Consider the following 19,277-nt stretch of genomic DNA (forward strand, 5'->3'; position numbering starts at 1 on the left):
ATAGACAAGGCGATCTCCGTCTGAAATCGCCTTAATCAACCTTAAACTAAACTACTAGCTATACTATTATTTCAATCGATAGTATTTCGTGTTATACAAAGACGACAAATAATCTGCCTGTCTGTAAATTCTCAAACCTTCTTCGCTCAATTCGGAAACCATACCTTGCAAAACCAAGTTGCCTTCCGCATCGAATACTTTTACAGTTTGAGGAGCTTCTTCGAACACCATAGGACTTGGTTCCATGTATGCGTCAACATACTCTTGAACATCCTCTAAATAGGATAAGTCTTCTTCGAAAATTGGGGTGTTGGAATCATTAGATTTAGCGTCAACCGATGTAACGATTGTAATTGCTAAAAAAAGTGCGATTAACGCAGAGATGTTTTTTTGACCTAGATTTTTCATGTTGTTGCTTTGATATTTTGAGTTACCGCCCGACCAAAGGCGGCTAATTTTAACCTTATTGTTTTTAACCTTGCCAACTTCTTTCCAATAGATGTGCCAAAAGATCAAACCATTTGATTATCAGCTAATTAAACAAAACAAAGGAAATCAACCACTCAAAAAGTGTACGGAAACGACCGATCATGTGAACACTTTCGAATACCCAAAAACAGTGAGGTCGGCATTTCTGCCGACCTCACATAAATTTGTTAAGTTGATTAGCACTCAATTCAGCGCTTTGTTTTTGGTTTAGGACTAACGATTTTACTCGCTTTCCGAGGACGGTTAACGCCAAAACTTCCGTTGGCGATTTTGCCTTTCTTGGTTTTTATGTCTCCTTTTCCCATAATATTGATTGTTTAAGATTTACTCATTTTACTAATCGAATAGAAAAAAGTTTCAATCTATCTCCGTTTACGGTTGTGCCTTAATAAATTGCACTGCAAATGATGAAACCAGAGAAAGAGATTAACCTAAGCAATTACACCTACTCGCTACCTGATGAACGAATTGCTAAATATCCGTTAGCCAAAAGAGATCAGTCTAAGCTTCTGCATTATCATAATGGCTTAATTGAGCATAAGAGTTTTAAAGACATTGAAGCACTCATTCCTGATCAATCCACACTTTTTTTTAACAATACTAAAGTAATTCCAGCCCGATTAATTTTCCATAAATCTACTGGTGCCCAAATTGAGATTTTTCTACTCAAACCCATTTCCCCTTCGCCTATTCTAAGTGTGGTAATGGAAGAACGTGAAACCGTGATTTGGGAATGCATGATTGGCAATGTCAAAAAATGGAAGGATGATATTCCGTTGGTGAGGCAACTTACTATTGGTGAAAAAAACATCACCCTCAGTGCCAGTATTCACGATCGCGAAAGCCGACAAATTCAATTCAGCTGGAGTGATGACTCTATTTCGTTTTCAGAAATAGTTGAAGCTTCTGGTAAGGTGCCGCTTCCACCCTACTTAAACCGACAGCCAGAAGAAGATGACAAACCCCGCTATCAAACTGTTTATTCAGCACATGACGGTGCTGTGGCGGCTCCAACAGCTGGTCTGCATTTCACCCCAGAAATTCTGAAGTCTTTGGCTGACCGAGGGATTAAAGAAAGTTTCCTTACGCTCCATGTAAGTGCTGGTACTTTTCAGCCTATTAAAACCGAGAATATTTTGGAGCACCCCATGCATTCGGAACAAATGGTGGTAGATAGACAGAGTATTCAGAGTGTAGTTGAGGCCGAAGGAAAGATCATTGCCATTGGCACAACCTCCATGCGTACTTTGGAAAGCCTTTATTGGTTTGGTGTTCGGCTAATGAATGGAAATGAAAATTTCGCGATTGAGAAGCTAGAGCCTTACCAAAGCCCACAAAAAGCCAGTCGTTTAGAAGCCTTTTCTGCCATTCTGAAATGGATGGATAAAAACGAATTGAGCCAAGTAATTGGCACAACAGAGATTTTCATTTTTCCTGGCTATCAATTCAGAGTTTGTGATGGTTTGATCACCAATTTCCATCAGCCCGGAAGCACTTTGATTTTACTGGTTGCAGCATTTATTGGTGAAGATTGGCGCAAAGTATACCAAGAAGCCGACACCAATGGCTATCGTTTTTTAAGCTATGGCGACTCATCTTTCTTACTGCCTAAGTAAAGAAATGTGTTATATTGGTAACCACTTATGCAAAACGACTTAGAAGAGGTATTATCTAGTTATGAACAGTTAATCACCTCTATTAATGATAATATCCCATTCATCAGCGAGCCTATTTCTTTTTTAGGCATAGAGTTCACCATCGCTGAAGTGGTTCTGCCTGTTGTTTTCTTGATATTAATTAACCTATTGGGTAATCTGGTTAGGTCTATCTTAATCAATAAAGTGCTGGGTAAGTATATTGAAGACCGAAAAACAATTCTTTCAATAGGAAACACTACCAAATACATTATTCTGTTTTTCGGTTTGCTAATGGCACTTACCGCTATTGGAATAGATAAAGACTCAAGTTTAAATTTTGCACTAAGCAAAACTGGAGAAAACCCATTAATGTTCTTCGAACTACTCAGGGTGATTTTTCTTTTGATTTTACTCATTTTTTTAAGTGGAAAACTTAAAATCATCTTTGTAAAACAAATCATGAGTCGTTATTCCGATGACCTCGGTGTGAACCAGTCTATTGGTACTATTTTTCAATACACCGCGGTTTTAATTGGAGGTCTCATTATAATACAAAGTACAATTGAATTAGGCTCTTTAAATGTATTGGCAGGTGCACTTGGTGTTGGTATTGGTTTTGGTCTTCAGAATATTGCTAACAATTTTATTTCGGGTCTGATTATACTTTTTGAACGCCCTATTAAAGTGGGTGACAGAATTGAAGTAGGGCAAGTGACAGGTGATATCGTCAGGATTTCTTCCAGAGCTACTACTGTGAGTACTAACGATAATATTTCAATCATTATTCCTAATGCCGAATTCATCAGTAAGCCAGTAATCAACTGGAGCCATAGTGGTAGAAATATTCGTTTTCATGTTCCTGTGGGGGTGGCTTATAAAGAAGATCCAGCGCACATTAAATCAATTTTATTGGACATAGCCACCAAACATCCAGATGTACTACAAACTCCTGGACCCGATGTACTCTTCTCAGAGTATGGCGATAACTCTCTAAATTTCGACTTGTTAGTATGGACAAGCACCTATATAAATAAACCAACCGTATTAAAAAGTCAGTTGTATTATTTAATATTTGAGAAATTTAAAGAGCACAATGTAGAAATACCTTTCCCTCAAAGAGATATTCACATAAAATCTGGAAGTGTAGTTTCTCAAAAATGATAGAAATCCTTTTTGGCATATTGTTAAAAGCATTTACTTGCACCACTAGGATTTAAGCTAAACATAGCGATTTTCGGATATGACAATGAGAGTAATAATTGCGGGTGTTGGAAATGTGGGATTTCATTTGGCTAAATTACTATGCGCTGAAGGTCAGAACATTGTATTGATTGACCAAGTGGCAGATAAATTGAAGTCTGCGTCAAACTCTGTAGATGCGTCTACAATTAAAGGAAACTCCACTTCATACAGTGTTTTGGAGGAAGCGGGAGTTTCAGAAGCAGATTTACTTATTGCCGTGACTTCATCAGAAGACGCCAATATAGCCACGGCCATTATAGCCAAGCATTTAGGCGCAAAGAGAACCATAGCTAGAATTTCGAATACCGAGTTTATCTATCAAAAAGATAAACTCAACCTTAAACATCTAGGGATTGACGATATTATTTCCCCAGAGTCGCTAGCCGCCAAAGAAATTAAAAGACTTTTAAAAGAAGTAGCTCTCACCGACAGTTTTGAATTTGAAAAGGGGCTTCTTTCTTTAATTGGGGTAAATATCGCAGAAAACAGCCCTCTGAATGGTAAAACCATGATGGAGGTAGCCAAATTAAATCCAGATCAGAAGTTTATGACCGTGGCCATATTACGCCACGATGAAACTTTAATTCCTTACGGAAACACTAAGTTTCAGGTAAACGACCATGCCTATTTTGTAGCACAACCTGACGGGGTTGAAAAACTACTCTTCTTGGCTGCCAAGAAAAAAGAACCCGTTAAAAGTGTAATGATTCTGGGGGGCTCAAGAGTTGGGTTTCATGCGGCTAAAATCTTAAGTAACCGTTACAATGTTAAAATCATTGAGCGCGACCCTCAGAAGTGTTTCGAACTTGCCGATCAACTTCCTGACGCCATGGTAATTAATGGAGACGGCAGAAACGTAGACTTACTTCACGAAGAAGGCATTAGCGATATCGATGCATTTATTGCAGTAACTGGAAACTCAGAAACCAATATTATTTCCTGTTTGGTAGCCAAAAACAATGGGGTAAAGAAAACCATTGCTATGGTAGAAAACATGGACTACATCCACCTTTCTCAAAGCATTGGAGTGGATACTATGATCAACAAAAAGCTGATTGCAGCCAACTTTATCTTTCGCCATATTAGGCAAGGTGATATTGTATCTATTACCAGTATTCATGGTGTAGACGCTGAAATTCTTGAGTTTGAAGTAAAAGAAGGCTCAAAGATTACCCAGCAACAATTAAGAAATCTTCAATTCCCGAAAACCGCTATTATTGGCGGTGTTATTCGTGACGGCAGAGGTTTCACCACTCCTGGTGATTTTAGATTTCAACCAAAAGACAGAGTAGTTGTGCTATCGAAACCAGAGAGTATCAATAAAGTAGAGTCTTACTTTATTTGATAAATTAAGGACAGATGAGGTTCAATATTAAAGCAATTTCAAAAGTCCTCGGTATTCTTCTTATGATGAATGCTGGCTTTATGGCTCTTTGTCTGCCTGTATCTATTTATTATGGCGAACATGATTTAATAGCCATTGCCTCTTCAGCAGCCATTACGGCATTGGTGGGGTTTTCAATGAAATTCTTTACACGAAAACTTCCAGACAAAGAACTCAAAAAGCGTGATGGATACATTGTTGTTACATCAGGCTGGATTTTCATGTCAATTTTTGGAGCACTACCTTTTGTATTGAGTAATAGTATCCCTGATTTTACCAATGCTTTTTTCGAGACCATATCTGGCTATACTACCACAGGAGCTTCAATTCTTAATGATATAGAGGCAGTTCCAAAGGGTATATTACTATGGCGAAGTCTTACCCAATGGATTGGTGGAATGGGGATTATTGTATTGGCGGTAGCCATTCTTCCATTTTTGGGTATTGGTGGCATGCAGCTTTTTGTAGCAGAGGCCCCTGGCATTACGCCCGATAAACTTCAACCTAGAATTCAAGACACCGCCAAACGCCTTTGGTTCATTTATGTAGGATTAACTGTTGTAGAAGCTATTCTGCTCTACTTCGGTGGAATGACTATTTACGATGCAGTAAATCATTCGCTTACCACCATGGCTACCGGAGGTTTTTCTACTAAAAATGCCAGTGCAGCACATTACGACTCTCCTTTTATTCAATATGTATTAATCGTGTTTATGTTTTTAGCGGGTACTAGTTTTACGCTTACCTACTACGCACTTAAAAGGAATTTTAAAAAAGTATTTAAAAACGAAGAGTTCATTGTTTACAGCATTTTCACCATCGTTATAGCGCTTATTGTTACCATTACGGTATTTATTGCTACGGATAGTGGGCTTGAAAAATCATTCAGAGATTCACTCTTTCAGGTGGTTTCAATCATTACAACAACTGGCTTTGTATCAGCCGACTATACTGCTTGGGCACCTTTTCTAACCACACTTTTTTTCATTCTATTATTAGTTGGAGGTTCTGCTGGTTCCACAGCTGGTGGTGTTAAAGTGATTCGACATGTAGTGTTATTTAAAAACTCATTTCTAGAATTAAAAAGGCAACTCCATCCATCGGCAGTTATTCCCGTAAGAATAAGCGGAAAAGCCATTGAACAAGGAGTTGTGTCGAATGTGCTGGCCTTTATTATGATCTATATTTTAGTTATGATTTTGGGAGTAATCTTGCTCTCTACCATGAATGTAGACTTCGACACTGCCTTTGGAGCCGTGGCGACATCATTAGGTAACGTTGGGCCTGGAATTGGAAATGTAGGCCCTTTGGACAACTTTTATAATATACCGGCCCCAGGAAAGTGGCTCCTCTCTTTCTTGATGCTTTTAGGTAGGCTAGAGTTATTTACCGTACTTATGTTGCTTTCTCCTTACTTCTGGAAGAAGAATTAAAATAACTTGCCAAAAACGGACTGCTTTTTTTCTGCCTTAAATCCTGCTTGTTCAACCGCTTGAACAACTCGGTCAGAATCAATATTTTCGGCCTTCACGGTAAGCAGCCTATCTTTACTGCTTAAATCTACAGACCATTCGGACAGTTCTTTTAACTCATTTAAGAAAGGCGTAACCGTAGAAAGACAGCTACCACAATTAATATTGGTTTTATATACGGCTTTTTTCATTTAATTTTCAATCTAAATTGTAACAGGCTTAGGCAATTCCCTAAGTCTCATAAAGATAAATCACACTTGACATTTAAAGAACTTAATCTCCACGAAAGTGTATTGGAAGGTTTGGATGCTATGGGTTTTGAAAACCCAACCCCTATCCAAGAGCAAGCTATTCCAGTAATTATTGAAAACAAAGATTTAATTGCTGTGGCTCAAACAGGCACCGGAAAAACTGCTGCTTTCTTGCTACCAATTCTACACAAAATCTGTTCGAACGAAATACCAGACGGCCAAATCAACACCTTGATTATTTGCCCTACCAGAGAGCTTGCCGTGCAAATAGATCAGCAACTTGAAGGCCTTGGCTACTTTACTCCGGCTACATCATTGCCGATTTATGGTGGCGGTGATGGCGATGGATTTTCAAGAGAAAAGAAAGCCTTGACCACAGGAGCTCATATTATTGTAGGAACACCAGGGAAACTTATTTCTCACCTTAATTTGGGCTATGCGAAAATTGACCATTTAGAACATCTTATTCTTGATGAAGCCGATCGCATGTTGGACATGGGCTTTTATGAAGACCTAATGCGCATCATCGGTTTTCTGCCTAAAAACAGACAAAACCTGATGTTTTCCGCTACTATGCCTCCAAAAATCAGGAAGCTGGCTAAAGACATTCTGCAAGACCCGCATGAAATTAGCATAGCCATTTCTAAACCAGCCGAAAAGGTGGTTCAGGTAGCTTTCAATACCTACAATAATCAGAAAATTGGACTTGTAAAGCATTTGTTGCGCTTCAACGACATTCCTAGTTTGGTAATTTTTGCTTCTACAAAATTGAAGGTAAAAGAACTCACCAGAGAGTTGCAGCGTGAAAAAATGAATGCGAAACCAATTTCTTCTGACTTAGAGCAAAAAGATAGAGAAGACATTCTTCGAGAATTTAAAAGCCGAAAACTTCAAATTTTAGTGGCTACCGATGTAATTTCAAGAGGTATCGATATTGACAATATTGACATGGTAATTAACTATGATGTACCCAACGATGCGGAAGATTACATCCACCGTATTGGCCGTACGGCCAGGGCTTCTTCTGAAGGTGAAGCGGTAACTTTTATCAATGAAGAAGATCAATTCAAATTTTCAAAAATTGAAGATCTAATCGGTAAACCCGTGCGTAAAGTAGCTTTACCTGAGTTTTTGGGCGAGGCTCCTGTTTATGACCCTGTCAAAAATAAAAGCAAGGGCAAACGTTCCTTTGGCAATAAAAAAGGATTTAAAAGGAGGTAGTATAAAACCTCCTTTCATGGCAAGACTTTCTGATTTAAGCGCTAAAAAACATTAAATCAGATGTTTAGCCATCTGCTGCATTCAGTTCTATCCCTTCTGTTAATCAAAAAAACAGTACATAAATTGTACGAATGCGTTCATAATTCAGTTCAATAGCGAACAGCAATCGTAACTCACACCAATCATCTTCAGTATAAAACACTGATTAACAAATCATTAAAGCCAATATAAAGCTTTGGCATCTTTAGTGGTACTAACCCTGTTGTTCATCAGCTTTAAACCACTTCTATGAAGAATTTTTCCTACGCCTTCAGGGTCTTACTTCGCAATAAGTTTTATTCATTCCTAAATATCTTCGGTTTAGCTATTGGCTTGGCTGTAGCTATTATCATCCTTCTTTATGTTCAAAGCGACATGAGCTTTGATAAGCACCATGAAAAGTACGATCAGATTTATAGGGTAGAATCTAAATTCAGAATCCCTCCTAAGGATGATGAATTTGCGCTTAGCTCTTTTGTATTGGCCGAAATGATGAAGGAAGAATTTCCTGAAATTCAGAATTTCACAAGGTTTATGGGGGCTGGAAGGCAATTATTCAGAATTGGTGATAAAAATATTTATCAAGACAACCTATACTTTGCCGACTCTTCTGTATTTAGCATTTTCACTCATGAATTTATAGAAGGGAACCCTAAAACGGCCTTAGTAGAGCCTAGCAGTATTGTGCTCACGCAAACAGCCGCCAAGCGTATTTTTGGTAATGGCGAAGCAATGGGGCAAGTAATAGAAACCGATAACAATAACTTAAAGGTAACGGGTATAATCAAAGACTTACCAGACAACGTCCATCTTACATTTGAAGGATTGATTTCCATCTCAACAATTACGTCTGGGCAACCTGTACAAACAGGTCAACAAAAAGCGAATCAGTTATGGAATATCTCCCTATATTCTTACATCATGCTTCCGAAAAACTATGATGTGAATAACATCTACAACAAGTTTCCTGACTTTTTTGAAAAATACATGAAGCCTTTGGTGCTACAAGCTGGCTTGGGAGATGCTGGCTTTAGCCCACGACTGATGCCTTTAGCAGACATTCATTTTAATTCAAAAGTACAATATGATTTACCCACTGGTAATCTAACCTACACAAAAGCCTTTACCGCCATTGGTATTTTCATTCTTCTATTAGCCAGCATAAATTACATGAACTTGGCCACAGCAAGGGCTACCAACCGATCTAAAGAAGTTGGAGTACGAAAAGTATTGGGGTCTAGCAGAGGAAAACTTCGTGCGCAATTCTTAAGTGAATCGGTCATCATTACTTTTCTTTCTTTGATGTTGGCCATATTAATCGTGAACATTTTAATTCATGGTACAAACTTAAATGCACTCTTAGGAAAAGACCTTCAACTCAACTTCTTTGGCAATCCACTCCTATTGTTTGGGTCGCTGGGAGTTGCTATAGTCATCGGTTTATTTTCAGGCATTTATCCTGCTTTTTATCTGTCTGCTATTTCAGTATTAGTGGCTATGAAGGGAAGTGTGAAAACTGGCCCTAAGAGTGTTTTCTTAAGAAAAGTCTTAGTGGCATTTCAGTTTTTTATCTCCATTGCGGTAGTTATTACCACTCTACTAATGAATAGCCAAATCGACTTTTTGAGAACCAAAGACCTAGGCTTTAATAAAGACAATGTGGTGTTAATTCCATTGCAGGACACTACAGTTAGGAATAGAATGGAATTTATAAAAGCAGAATTAATGCAGAACCCAAATATTCTAGGCATTACTGATGCTTTTGGTGTAGGCAGAGGTGGAGGAAATGTAGGTAATAATCTTTTAGGGGCTGGCAGACGACTATTAAGTGTAAGTGACAATGAAAACAACATTACTCAAGACACCTACAATGTTCTTACTGTTGGAAAAGATTACTTCAAAACAATGGACATTGAAATTGTTCAGGGAAGAGATTTTGACGAGAAAATGCCTACCGATATTACTCAAGGGGTAATTGTTAATCAAGCTGTTGTTGATGCTATGGGTTGGGATGACCCTATTGGACAAACGGTTTCACCTATTGGCTTACCAGAACCTACTAAAGTAATTGGTGTGGTTAAAGATTTTAATGCGTTTTCACTTCATGTAAAGGTAGAACCCACCGCTATTTTTAGATACCAATTACAAAACGCTGGAGCGCAGGGATTACCCACCTTAATGGTTCATGTGAATGATGGTGCTATTGGCCCAACCATGAATTACTTAGAAAATAAATTTACCGAATTAGACCCTAATCATCCATTCGAATATGAGTTTCTAGATCAACAAGCGGAAGAGCTTTACCGTGGAGATCAACGACAAAGCAAGCTTACAGGAATACTTTCATACATCTGTATTTTGATCTCTTGCTTGGGTTTATTAGGTCTATCGTCATTCACTACGGCTACTCGAATAAAAGAAATTGGGGTGAGAAAAGTATTAGGCGCCACAGTTCCTCAATTGGTCTTCATGATTTTCAAGGATATTATGGTGCTAGTACTGATTGGCTTCGTATTGGCCGCACCTGCCGCCTACTGGTTAATCAATGATTGGTTAGATGTATTTGCTTATAGAATGAATTTGCAAGAAGTTATACTTCTTGCGGCAGGTATGTCGGGAATATTGGCCTTAGTTATCTCTTTTATAACGGTCAGCTTCCATTCGCTAAAAGCTGCAAACCAGAACCCTGTAAAAGCATTGCGATACGAATAAGAACTTCAATCTCAACTCAAATAAAAGGCAACCTCGAATGGGGTTGTCTTTTTGCTTTTTAGGTAACCCTATTAGTTGGTTTAACTTTTAGTTAAGGCTACCTTAAAGTCAACGAGTCAAACCATATATAACCGTATTACTAAGCCGTAATTAAATATTACTCATTACCCGACAAACTAATTTAAGTGTATAGAGAAGTAAAAAACTCATTTGGTTAATGACGGATAGCAAAAAAAAATCTCCCTGCGAGTAGAAGGCTACTTACAGGGAGATCAATATGTTTTTAAACGGTTTTTAAGCGCTTCAGTTCATCTTAATTGTTAGATACAGCACCAAAGTTCTTAGCCTCAGTTTTCTCTATTAAATCGCCTTCTTTAATGGTTTTAGATACCACTAAAAATGGACCAGAAACTACAACATCACCTTCTTTCAAACCTTCTAATACTTCGATGTTATCATAATCACTAATGCCAGTTTTTACTACAACCATTTTAGCTTTTCCACCTTCATCAATGAATACTACTTCTTTGGTTTCATCCTTAGATGAAGCATTTGTAGTTGCAACCGCATTGGTTCCTGTGGTCTGTCCTTCTGTTGCTTTAGCGCTTGGGTTTCTTGTAGTTACCGCTGAAAGAGGAACTGAAAGTACATCTGCTTTAGTATTAGTGATAATCTCAACACTAGCCGTCATTCCTGGTCTGAAAGGAGAAGCACTTTGAATCTCAGAAAGTAAGTCCGCAAAAGACTCGTTCAATATTCTGATTTTCACTTCAAATTCAGTTACTGCATCTGCAGATGATTTAGCATTTGCAGTATTTGCAATTGAAGTTACAATACCTTTGAATTTTTTATCCATTGAGCTGTAAGAGTCAACATCAATAATAGCTGTATCACCTTGAGTTACACGAATGATGTCGTTTTCATTAACATCAACTCTAACTTCCATCATTGTTAAATCGGCTATACGCATCATTTCGGTACCTGCCATTTGCTGAGTTCCTACCACACGCTCTCCCTTTTCAACATCTAGCTTCGAAACAGTACCAGACGATGGCGCTCTTACTACAGTAAGTCTAACATTTTCTTCTGCTTCTTCTACCGTAGCTTGACTCGACTTAATAACAAACTCAGATGCCTTAACACTTTCTTTTGCAGCGTCTAAGTTCTTTTTTGCTACTTCATAATTTGCTTTTGCTGTTTCAAAATCAGACTCTGAGATTACATTTTCTTTTCTAAGCTGCTCCGAACGCTCAAAAGCTTGTTTAGACTGAAGCAACTGAGCTTCATTTCTAGCTACCTGAGCAATACTTGAGGCTAAATTGGCCTTCTGCTGATTTAAGTTTGCTCTTGCTCTTTCTAATGCCGACTGTAAGTTATCTGGTCTGATTTTTACCAAAATCATACCTTCAGTTACAAAATCTCCTTCTTCAACATTCAACTCGATAATCTCCCCTGCCACATCTGGACTAAGCTTAATTTCTGTTACAGGCTGAACTACACCAGAGGCAGTTACTTTCTCTATAATAGTAGCTTTCTTGGCAGATGCCATCTGAACTTTTAATGTTTTCGGCTGGCCAATAAAGCCTGCTTGCTTGCCAACCACGGCAATTACTAAAACCAGTACTACTGCTACCAACAGTATATAGATTAGTTTATTTGATCCTTTCTTTTTCTTTGCCATGTTATTGTAATGTAATTGGGTTCCCTAAATAGAAATCTAAAATCTTTGTTCTAAAAATGTATTCGTATTTGTTTCGAATTAAATCTGCTCTTGCTGAAAACAAGTTGTTACTCGCAATTTGGTAATCAAGATTGTTCACATCACCTACGTTGTATCTTTGTTCAGTTGACCTGAACGATTCCTCTAAAGCGGCTACACGCTTAAGGGTTGCATTGTATGTATTTAAAGCTGCCAAAGCACTATTATAAGCAGACTCGATACTTTGTCTTAACTGGTTTCTTGTATTCATTGATGTGATCTCTGCACGTTGCTTGGCTATTTTTGCTCTTTGCAGGTTAGCACTATTTGAATACCTGCTGAAAATCGGAACGTTTAAACGAATAGAAACCGACTGACCAAGGTTGTCATCATACTGATTTAATACCCCGTAGCTCTCTGAGTATACCGGAACCGTTTGTTGGCTTGGGTTAGAAAAAACAGATTGATTAGTTCCATCTACAAAACCAATATTCTGTGCTGGAACTGTTACTTGCTGTGTTCCTATTAGCTGTCTAGCTCTTCCCGAATGGTTAGTAGAAATGCTACCACTTAAACTTAAACTAGGCAAGAAAGCACTCTTAGCAAGATCGACTCCCACTTCGCTACTTTTTACTCCAAGTTCAGCACTTTGTATCTCTGGTTGTACGCCCATTGCAATGTTATATATCTCATTTGGACTTTGAGATATAAATCCCATATTATCTACCGAAACCTCTGGCGCTTCAACTTCTAAAGGTTCGTCAGCTGGCATTTGCATAGCCTGCTTTAAGCTTAAAGTAGCTGCCCTAAGGTTATTTTCTGCATTTACTACAGATACCTCGTTTGTGGCCACTTGCGACTCTAAATCCAATTGGTTAGTCATTGGCAAAGAACCCGCGTTTACTAATTTTTTGGTTCTTTCTAACTGTGCTTGAGAAGACTCTAATTGAAACTTAGCATTCTTAAGCTGTTCTCTTCCCAATAAAACATTTAAAAAGTTTGTTGCTACAGTTACCCCAATATCATTTTTTGCCTTCTGTAGATCAAATTCACTTGCATCAAGGTTAAGCTCATTTCTCTTAATGGTATTTCTCAGCGCTCCTCCATTAAATAATGTAACAGAAGAACTAGCAGAAACCCCACTACTCACAAAGCTTGTACTAATAAAACCGTTTGTAACTGGGTCAATGGTTCTACCAAATGATTTACTCAAATTACCTCCACCACTTAGGCTCGGTAAAAGAGCAAATTTTGATTCCTTCAAGGCTATTTCACTATTCAACTTGTTCAGCTCGCTTGAACGAACGGTTAAATTATTTTGCCATGCATAATTAATGCACTCTTCTAGCGTCCAGTTATTCTGCTGACCGTAGGACGCCATTAGCATAAAGAGCCCTGTGAGACTCAGGTAAATTTTTCTTTTCCAAATCATGTTTGATTGCTTTTTAAAAATCTATATCGGGTATGTAAATGACCTTTTTGACCCAACTTAAATGGTTTAAATATTCAATAGTAATTTTATCTAATCCTGAATCGGCTTCAATACAATGACAAGCCATATCAGATTTGCCTTTACGGTTTACCGACATATTTGCGATGTTACATTCAGAATTAGCTAAAATGCTTGCGATAAACGCTATTGCTCCTTTTCTATCGTCTGCTGTAATAATCAAAGTGTGCAAATTGGCATTAAAGCCTGTAGAAAATCCATTTACACTAACAATTTTTATTACTCCTCCTCCTCTACTTTCTCCTATCACCTCAATGGTTTCTTCCTTGGCGGTCGCTCGAATCTTAACCGTATTAGGGTGCATGGTGAGCGAGTTACCAACTGACCTAAAAGTGTAAGTAAAGCCTGCTTTCTCAGCTTCATCAAATGATGTTTTAATTCTAGCATCATCTGTTTTAAAATCGAGAAGTCCAGCTACAATAGCTCTGTCGCTTCCATGCCCTTCATAGGTTCTCGCAAAAGAATTATAAAAAGTGATTTCAGCAGTATCTGGTTGGCAACCTAAAATTTTTCTAGCCACCCGCCCAATTCTTACCACTCCGGCAGTATGCGAACTAGATGGACCAATCATTACAGGGCCAATCATATCAAATACGCTACTTTGTTCAGCCATAACCTAAATTTATTCTACTTTCAATATTAGAGAATAATCCCCTACTTGAATTGGCAATCTGTTTAAGTGGTTTATAGAATACATGAAAGCGATATTTAATTCCCGACTCATCGAAATTGACAGCGTAGCGCTCAATATAAAAAACCGAGCGTTCTGCTATGGAGACGGCCTGTTCGAAACAATTGTTACAGGCCCTAACAGAATTAATTTGACTGATTTTCACTTACAAAGATTAGCAAGGGCTTGTCAAGTATTAGAACTTGACCCACCTCAAATTTCAAGTCAAAATTTAAATGAAATGATTTCACAACTATCTGAAATCAATCAACTTAAAGGAAACATAAGGGCGAGAATTCAAGTTTGGAGAGAGGATGGCGGACTCTATACTCCTGAACAATATGCATCTTCTTTTTTATTACAAGTAGCCGAAACTACAAAACCTGTCTTTATGGAAGGCGGGGCAGTTGGCGTTTCAGAGTCATCAAAAGTGAGCCATACCGCCATCTCTTTTGCTAAGACCATGAGTGCACTGCCTTATGTATTGGCTGGCATAGAAATGCGACAAAAAAACTTAGACGAAATTATTTTACTGGATACCCAAGGAAATTTAGCAGAAACCCACAGTTCAAATCTTTTTTGGGTTGATGGTGATAAAATATTCACCCCTTCTCTCCAAACGGGTTGTATTGAAGGAATAATGAGAAGATTGATTCTAGAAACCTTAGAAGTAAAGGAAGTTTTGGCTAAACCTGAAATTCTTCTTAAAGCAGATTCTATATTTAATTCTAACGCAAGCGGAATTCGTTACTTCACTTCTTTTGGCAAAAAGAAGTATTCAAACCCAAAAGAAAAACTGATGGAAGTGCTTAAACAGCTACAGCCCCTTTAATATGTGGATGGGGATCGTAACCCACTAATTCGAAATCCTCAAACTTGAAGTCAAAAATATTCTTCACATCAGGGTTAATCTTCATGGTTGGCAATGGGCGGAAATCTCTTGACAATTGAAGTTCTGCTTGTTCAAAGTGATTAGAGTATAAGTGGGCATCACCGAAAGTATGGATGAATTCACCTGGCTCTAAACCACAAACCTGAGCTATCATTAACACTAACAAGGAATATGAAGCGATATTAAACGGCACACCTAAAAATACGTCTGCACTACGCTGATACAGCTGACAAGAAAGCTTTCCATCTGCCACATAAAATTGGAACAATGCATGACAAGGCGGAAGCGCCATATGATCTACGTCTGCAACATTCCAAGCGCTCACCATTAATCGTCTGGAATTAGGGTTTTTCTTAATTTGATCGATAAGTTTAGTGATTTGATCGATTGTTCCACCATCTCTGGCAGGCCAATTTCTCCACTGATAGCCATAAACTGGGCCTAAATCTCCATTTTCATCTGCCCAATCATCCCAAATGGAAACACCATTCTCTTTCAGGTATTTTATGTTGGTATCGCCTTGAAGAAACCAAAGCAATTCATGAATGATAGACCGTAGATGGAGTTTTTTGGTGGTTACCACTGGAAAACCCTCAGATAAATCAAAACGCATTTGATAACCAAAAATACTCCTAGTACCTGTTCCTGTTCTATCTCCTTTGTCCACTCCGTTTTCAAGAATGTGTTTCATTAGGTCATGGTACTGCTTCATACGTAAGGGTATTTTCGAATTAAGAATTGATCATCAAAATAAGTTATTTTAAAGATCAATCCGAAGTTTGATGGCGCCTTTTTGGCCACTATTCTTTTCAATATTTATAAAAAATAGTGGCCTAAAGTTTTACAATGAGTCTAAATCAACAATATCTAATTTTGGCAACCATTTTTTATAACCAAACATAAGGTTGAGCCCAAAACGAAGATCGAATTTAGAGTACTGCTCAGGCTTGTTTGAAACCAAAGCGTTATCGGTTGCTACATAAAGTTGTATAGGACCAATATCAGCAGCAATGTTCATCCCCATATTAAATTCGTTTTGAGGACCTCTATAACTACCTAATAGTCCGAATGTGAATTTATTCACCGTATGGTTATAAGCAACAGCAAAAGAAGGATCGATTTCCTTGAACACATGATTATTGAATGCCACTACGGTAAACTTATCTTTCGAAGTCAAAAATAGCGAAGCTGCCAAATAGGTTTTCGTAGGTAAGCTTGTACTGAATTCATTTTGAGTCTCGTTTGATCTGAATTTATTTTCAATACTATCTCTAAATACTTCAGAAGAATTTTCTAAGCCTCTTAACTGCACACCATTAATGGTTACTGTAGTGTCGTCAGAGTTGTAATTCCTTACCTGCTCTTTCCATTTAATGGTACCAATATCATTCATGGCAGCCTCGACTGTGAGCCAATCCAACACCTTAAATTTCGCCCCTAAATCAAAGGCTACTGATTTGTTTTGGTTGTTCATAGCATATTTAGAAGTAGCATTACTTTCGTAATCATCGCTATTCATTAATAGGTCTAATCCAGCAGTGTTCACTGTTGCGTTTTTCAGTGAAATCCTCCAGCTGTTGTCTATTTCATTGGTATATAAGGTTCCACTTGCGCCTTCGGCAGTCGAGGCATGAAATAAACCTGTAATAACTTTAACCCTAGCGCCAACTGTTAAGCGGTCTCCTAAAAATTTACGAGCATGTCCTACCCCAATTTCTTGATAAGAATTTGCAAAAACTCTAGATTCAGAAAGGTTAATTTCACCTCCAATTCGGTTTGAGTTACCGTTGGCCATAAACTCCATAAAATCCTTTCCATACCTTAGGTCTACAGAAGCTCTGGCATTGGCAAAAAGGCTAAACGCACCATTCTTGGTTTTATAGCCAATATGAAAAAGGTTTGCGGTTACATCTGTGCTTACTCTGTTTATTTCTGCGGAAGCTCCCAAAAGCACATTAAAATTGATCTCAAAATTAATATCTCCATCAGGTTTAGAAATTAGTTCGCGAAGTCTGAAGTCTGATTGCGCCACGAAACCAGCAGTTGGCAAGCCAAAAGTAAAAGTATTGTTAGGAATAAAGGCTGGCTGTAAACTCTGTGTCTGAGGAACTAGTTCTCTTAGTTGAAAATAAGAAAAGTAGGCTTGAGAATATGACAGTTGAATACCGAATGCCAATATTAACGATGTAAGTAGAAGTTTTTTCATGGCTTAGATTAATCGTTAGAGGTTATTTCAATATCGGCCTGCGCGGCTAACTTAATTTTGAGTGTGTAGTCTGAAAAGAACTTCACGATCTCGTTAGAAGCAGCGCCAGTTGTCGTCATTCGAGTTATCACATCAATACTCGTTGCGTTCTCTAAAAGTCGAATATCAGCATCTGCAAAATGAATATCCACAATTTTAGAGGTTGCTTGAGTTGTTCTGCCGTCACTTCCTACTGGAGCACCATCAAACAAAGCTCTTTCACTTACAGTAAAAACTGCATTGTTATTAGCATCTTTAAAAACAAGTTCTATTTCACCACCTAGTGGTAAATTATTTTCGGCAATCAACCTTAGCGTTAATTGCTTGGCTTGCTCTAAATCGTCAGCAATATCAAATTCAACGTTTTGTGTTGAAACCAAACCATTGATGTTCACAATCATTGGTAATTCTAATCGTACCCCCACATTTAATTCACTACCGGCATCTACAAAATTATACTGTGCTGGAGCATTTGCAGGGTTCGCTTCAGTATTCACTTCAATAATCACCTTTTTCGGCATTGAGCTTATCAGTTCTGGAAGGTTAGAATTGGTTGAATTTAAATCTAAAGTGGTATTTACATTTGTGCCAATTGCATCAATTAACGGACCGTTAACAATACCTGGAGTAGTAGCTGCACTTCCTGTTAAAGGAATAATTTGGCCTTGTTGAGTAATGGCAGCAATTTGATTGAAGCTAACGCCTAATGGAAACCCAAAACTATTATCGAAAACAAAGCTAAAACGAGGTTCTGAAAAGCTTATCGTTCCTTCTCTAAAGGAGTCAAAGAAATCGAGATTCAGCAACTCAAAGTTCACATCAAGTCTTCTTTCACCTACATAACCGTAAACCAAATCAAACTCTGGATTTGAAAGGTTCATTGTAAAACTAACTCCATCAGTTGGTTGAATCACAGAGGTTGGTGATACTCTCACTTGATAATCTAGCTTCACAACAATTTTATTTCTTACCGCATTCGCATTCGTGTCTTTAGAAAAATCGCCCAAATACTTGTTCAACGCATCGGTAAAACTTGCAGAGGAATTAGATGGGTTCAAAACCCCTGAAACTACCAATGGCTGATGAGTTTCATTAATAATCAGTGAGTTCAAGGTAAGTGTATATGCCACTTCTGCATCCAATTCGGAAGACATCAAAATATCGAGGTTTCCTCCACTAAAGTTCACGCTGTCATATTCTTCATTCTGAGTGGCCGCAAGATCAAATACGAAAACCTCATTATAATCATGTAGAGAAGAAAAGCCTTGGGCGTTAATATTTAAACCAGCATCTACACTTTGTCCGAAACTCTGATTGGCCAAGGTTAGAAAACCAGTAGCACTTTGAGATTGCAATTGCGCTTCATAAGTAAGCATTACAATGTCATCTGAATTCTGACCGATATCTACTCCAGCGCCACTCAACTCATCAAACAGATCTTCTACAGTATAGGAAAGTTCGCCAATTGGAATTGCCAAGGAAGGTTTCCATACAAAATCATTCAGCTTGGCATCTGCAAAATACTCGAAATTACAGCCCACCAATATTGCTGTAGCGCATACTGCAAGCAGAAAGCTCTTTATTCTTTTTATCGACATAAAAATATTATTAAGTACACACTTTAGTTATTCCTGAGGCATTACTATCCACAGAACTATATAGACCAAAAGCCCAGAAAATGCGGTGAAAATTGTGGCGAATACATACAAAACCCTAACAAGGCTAACGTCCCAACCGAGCCATTCTGCAAGACCTCCACATACTCCTGCGATTACTTTATCAGAAGTTCTTTTAAGTTTTTTATTTGATGACAT

At 38.1% G+C, this 19,277-nt stretch carries 17 protein-coding genes; 7 read left to right on the forward strand and 10 right to left on the reverse strand.

What is annotated here, in order from left to right:
* Positions 1 to 66: 66 nt before the first annotated feature.
* Together AWW67_RS13210 and AWW67_RS18820 are read right to left on the reverse strand one after the other, a co-directional pair.
* Positions 67 to 408: a hypothetical protein gene (locus AWW67_RS13210; RefSeq protein WP_141655458.1), complete on the reverse strand. Its 342-nt coding sequence runs from the start codon at positions 406 to 408 to the stop codon at positions 67 to 69.
* A 269-nt stretch (positions 409 to 677) separates the two neighbouring features.
* Positions 678 to 794, reverse strand: a complete 117-nt coding sequence (locus tag AWW67_RS18820) for a 30S ribosomal protein THX (protein WP_071426786.1) — start codon at positions 792 to 794, stop codon at positions 678 to 680.
* 102 nt (positions 795 to 896) lie between these two features.
* Here AWW67_RS18820 and AWW67_RS13220 point away from each other — a divergent pair, with 102 nt between their 5' ends.
* The 4 genes from AWW67_RS13220 to AWW67_RS13235 all read left to right on the forward strand — a co-directional run bounded on the left by AWW67_RS13220 (position 897) and on the right by AWW67_RS13235 (position 6,185).
* Positions 897 to 2,105: an S-adenosylmethionine:tRNA ribosyltransferase-isomerase gene (locus AWW67_RS13220; RefSeq protein WP_375596904.1), complete on the forward strand. Its 1,209-nt coding sequence runs from the start codon at positions 897 to 899 to the stop codon at positions 2,103 to 2,105.
* A 27-nt stretch (positions 2,106 to 2,132) separates the two neighbouring features.
* Positions 2,133 to 3,287: a mechanosensitive ion channel family protein gene (locus AWW67_RS13225; protein WP_260311454.1), complete on the forward strand. Its 1,155-nt coding sequence runs from the start codon at positions 2,133 to 2,135 to the stop codon at positions 3,285 to 3,287.
* 85 nt (positions 3,288 to 3,372) lie between these two features.
* On the forward strand, positions 3,373 to 4,713 hold the full coding sequence (gene trkA / locus AWW67_RS13230) for a Trk system potassium transporter TrkA (protein WP_062302333.1): 1,341 nt from the start codon (positions 3,373 to 3,375) through the stop codon (positions 4,711 to 4,713).
* 14 nt (positions 4,714 to 4,727) lie between these two features.
* Entirely contained in the window at positions 4,728 to 6,185 is a 1,458-nt protein-coding gene (locus tag AWW67_RS13235) for a TrkH family potassium uptake protein (protein WP_062302334.1), read from the forward strand.
* Here AWW67_RS13235 and AWW67_RS13240 read toward each other — a convergent pair.
* Complete coding sequence (locus AWW67_RS13240; RefSeq protein WP_053224221.1) at positions 6,182 to 6,415, reverse strand: heavy-metal-associated domain-containing protein; 234 nt, start codon at positions 6,413 to 6,415, stop codon at positions 6,182 to 6,184. The two genes, AWW67_RS13235 and AWW67_RS13240, sit on opposite strands and share 4 nt — an antisense overlap.
* Positions 6,416 to 6,481: 66 nt before the next feature.
* On the opposite strand from AWW67_RS13240, the gene AWW67_RS13245 reads away from it, so the two are divergent.
* Together AWW67_RS13245 and AWW67_RS13250 are read left to right on the forward strand one after the other, a co-directional pair.
* Positions 6,482 to 7,696: a DEAD/DEAH box helicase gene (locus tag AWW67_RS13245; protein WP_062302336.1), complete on the forward strand. Its 1,215-nt coding sequence runs from the start codon at positions 6,482 to 6,484 to the stop codon at positions 7,694 to 7,696.
* Between the two features lie 288 nt (positions 7,697 to 7,984).
* Positions 7,985 to 10,447, forward strand: coding sequence for an ABC transporter permease (locus AWW67_RS13250; protein ID WP_062302337.1), 2,463 nt, complete (start codon positions 7,985 to 7,987; stop codon positions 10,445 to 10,447).
* Between the two features lie 313 nt (positions 10,448 to 10,760).
* Here the strand turns inward: AWW67_RS13250 and AWW67_RS13255 are convergent, their stop codons facing one another.
* The 3 genes from AWW67_RS13255 to sdaAB are packed head-to-tail and all read right to left on the reverse strand — an operon-like array spanning position 10,761 to position 14,269.
* A complete protein-coding gene (locus AWW67_RS13255; RefSeq protein ID WP_053224225.1) occupies positions 10,761 to 12,128 on the reverse strand; it encodes an efflux RND transporter periplasmic adaptor subunit in 1,368 nt (455 codons plus the stop codon).
* Position 12,129: 1 nt separating this feature from the next.
* Positions 12,130 to 13,578, reverse strand: a complete 1,449-nt coding sequence (locus AWW67_RS13260; RefSeq protein WP_062302338.1) for a TolC family protein — start codon at positions 13,576 to 13,578, stop codon at positions 12,130 to 12,132.
* A gap of 13 nt (positions 13,579 to 13,591) precedes the next feature.
* A complete protein-coding gene (gene sdaAB / locus AWW67_RS13265; protein WP_062302340.1) occupies positions 13,592 to 14,269 on the reverse strand; it encodes an L-serine ammonia-lyase, iron-sulfur-dependent subunit beta in 678 nt (225 codons plus the stop codon).
* Between the two features lie 82 nt (positions 14,270 to 14,351).
* On the opposite strand from sdaAB, the gene AWW67_RS13270 reads away from it, so the two are divergent.
* Positions 14,352 to 15,158, forward strand: a complete 807-nt coding sequence (locus AWW67_RS13270) for an aminotransferase class IV (RefSeq protein ID WP_062302341.1) — start codon at positions 14,352 to 14,354, stop codon at positions 15,156 to 15,158.
* Here the strand turns inward: AWW67_RS13270 and AWW67_RS13275 are convergent.
* From AWW67_RS13275 to AWW67_RS13290, 4 genes are all read right to left on the reverse strand, one after another.
* Complete coding sequence (locus tag AWW67_RS13275) at positions 15,136 to 15,930, reverse strand: thymidylate synthase (RefSeq protein WP_062302342.1); 795 nt, start codon at positions 15,928 to 15,930, stop codon at positions 15,136 to 15,138. The genes AWW67_RS13270 and AWW67_RS13275 overlap by 23 nt on opposite strands.
* A gap of 129 nt (positions 15,931 to 16,059) precedes the next feature.
* Positions 16,060 to 17,424 (reverse strand): DUF5723 family protein, encoded by a 1,365-nt coding sequence (locus tag AWW67_RS13280; RefSeq protein ID WP_062302344.1) that lies wholly within the window; start codon positions 17,422 to 17,424, stop codon positions 16,060 to 16,062.
* Positions 17,425 to 17,432: 8 nt separating this feature from the next.
* Positions 17,433 to 19,061 (reverse strand): hypothetical protein, encoded by a 1,629-nt coding sequence (locus tag AWW67_RS13285; protein WP_062302345.1) that lies wholly within the window; start codon positions 19,059 to 19,061, stop codon positions 17,433 to 17,435.
* 27 nt (positions 19,062 to 19,088) lie between these two features.
* A complete protein-coding gene (locus AWW67_RS13290; protein ID WP_053224232.1) occupies positions 19,089 to 19,277 on the reverse strand; it encodes a PspC domain-containing protein in 189 nt (62 codons plus the stop codon).

The organism is Roseivirga seohaensis (assembly GCF_001592945.1).
GTDB classification, from domain to species: Bacteria; Bacteroidota; Bacteroidia; order Cytophagales; family Cyclobacteriaceae; genus Roseivirga; species Roseivirga seohaensis.

What these genes read in the sequence shown, in the direction of transcription:
- AWW67_RS13280 (WP_062302344.1), bottom strand. Translation starts at nt 17,424, where the DNA reads ATGAAAAAACTTCTACTTACATCGTTAATATTGGCATTCGGTATTCAA.
- AWW67_RS13235 (WP_062302334.1), top strand. Translation starts at nt 4,728, where the DNA reads ATGAGGTTCAATATTAAAGCAATTTCAAAAGTCCTCGGTATTCTTCTT.
- AWW67_RS13260 (WP_062302338.1), bottom strand. Translation starts at nt 13,578, where the DNA reads ATGATTTGGAAAAGAAAAATTTACCTGAGTCTCACAGGGCTCTTTATG.
- AWW67_RS13270 (WP_062302341.1), top strand. Translation starts at nt 14,352, where the DNA reads ATGAAAGCGATATTTAATTCCCGACTCATCGAAATTGACAGCGTAGCG.
- AWW67_RS13225 (WP_260311454.1), top strand. Translation starts at nt 2,133, where the DNA reads ATGCAAAACGACTTAGAAGAGGTATTATCTAGTTATGAACAGTTAATC.
- AWW67_RS13210 (WP_141655458.1), bottom strand. Translation starts at nt 408, where the DNA reads ATGAAAAATCTAGGTCAAAAAAACATCTCTGCGTTAATCGCACTTTTT.
- AWW67_RS13285 (WP_062302345.1), bottom strand. Translation starts at nt 19,061, where the DNA reads ATGTCGATAAAAAGAATAAAGAGCTTTCTGCTTGCAGTATGCGCTACA.
- AWW67_RS13275 (WP_062302342.1), bottom strand. Translation starts at nt 15,930, where the DNA reads ATGAAGCAGTACCATGACCTAATGAAACACATTCTTGAAAACGGAGTG.
- AWW67_RS13250 (WP_062302337.1), top strand. Translation starts at nt 7,985, where the DNA reads ATGAAGAATTTTTCCTACGCCTTCAGGGTCTTACTTCGCAATAAGTTT.
- AWW67_RS13290 (WP_053224232.1), bottom strand. Translation starts at nt 19,277, where the DNA reads ATGTCATCAAATAAAAAACTTAAAAGAACTTCTGATAAAGTAATCGCA.
- AWW67_RS13255 (WP_053224225.1), bottom strand. Translation starts at nt 12,128, where the DNA reads ATGGCAAAGAAAAAGAAAGGATCAAATAAACTAATCTATATACTGTTG.
- AWW67_RS18820 (WP_071426786.1), bottom strand. Translation starts at nt 794, where the DNA reads ATGGGAAAAGGAGACATAAAAACCAAGAAAGGCAAAATCGCCAACGGA.
- trkA (WP_062302333.1), top strand. Translation starts at nt 3,373, where the DNA reads ATGAGAGTAATAATTGCGGGTGTTGGAAATGTGGGATTTCATTTGGCT.
- AWW67_RS13240 (WP_053224221.1), bottom strand. Translation starts at nt 6,415, where the DNA reads ATGAAAAAAGCCGTATATAAAACCAATATTAATTGTGGTAGCTGTCTT.
- sdaAB (WP_062302340.1), bottom strand. Translation starts at nt 14,269, where the DNA reads ATGGCTGAACAAAGTAGCGTATTTGATATGATTGGCCCTGTAATGATT.
- AWW67_RS13220 (WP_375596904.1), top strand. Translation starts at nt 897, where the DNA reads ATGAAACCAGAGAAAGAGATTAACCTAAGCAATTACACCTACTCGCTA.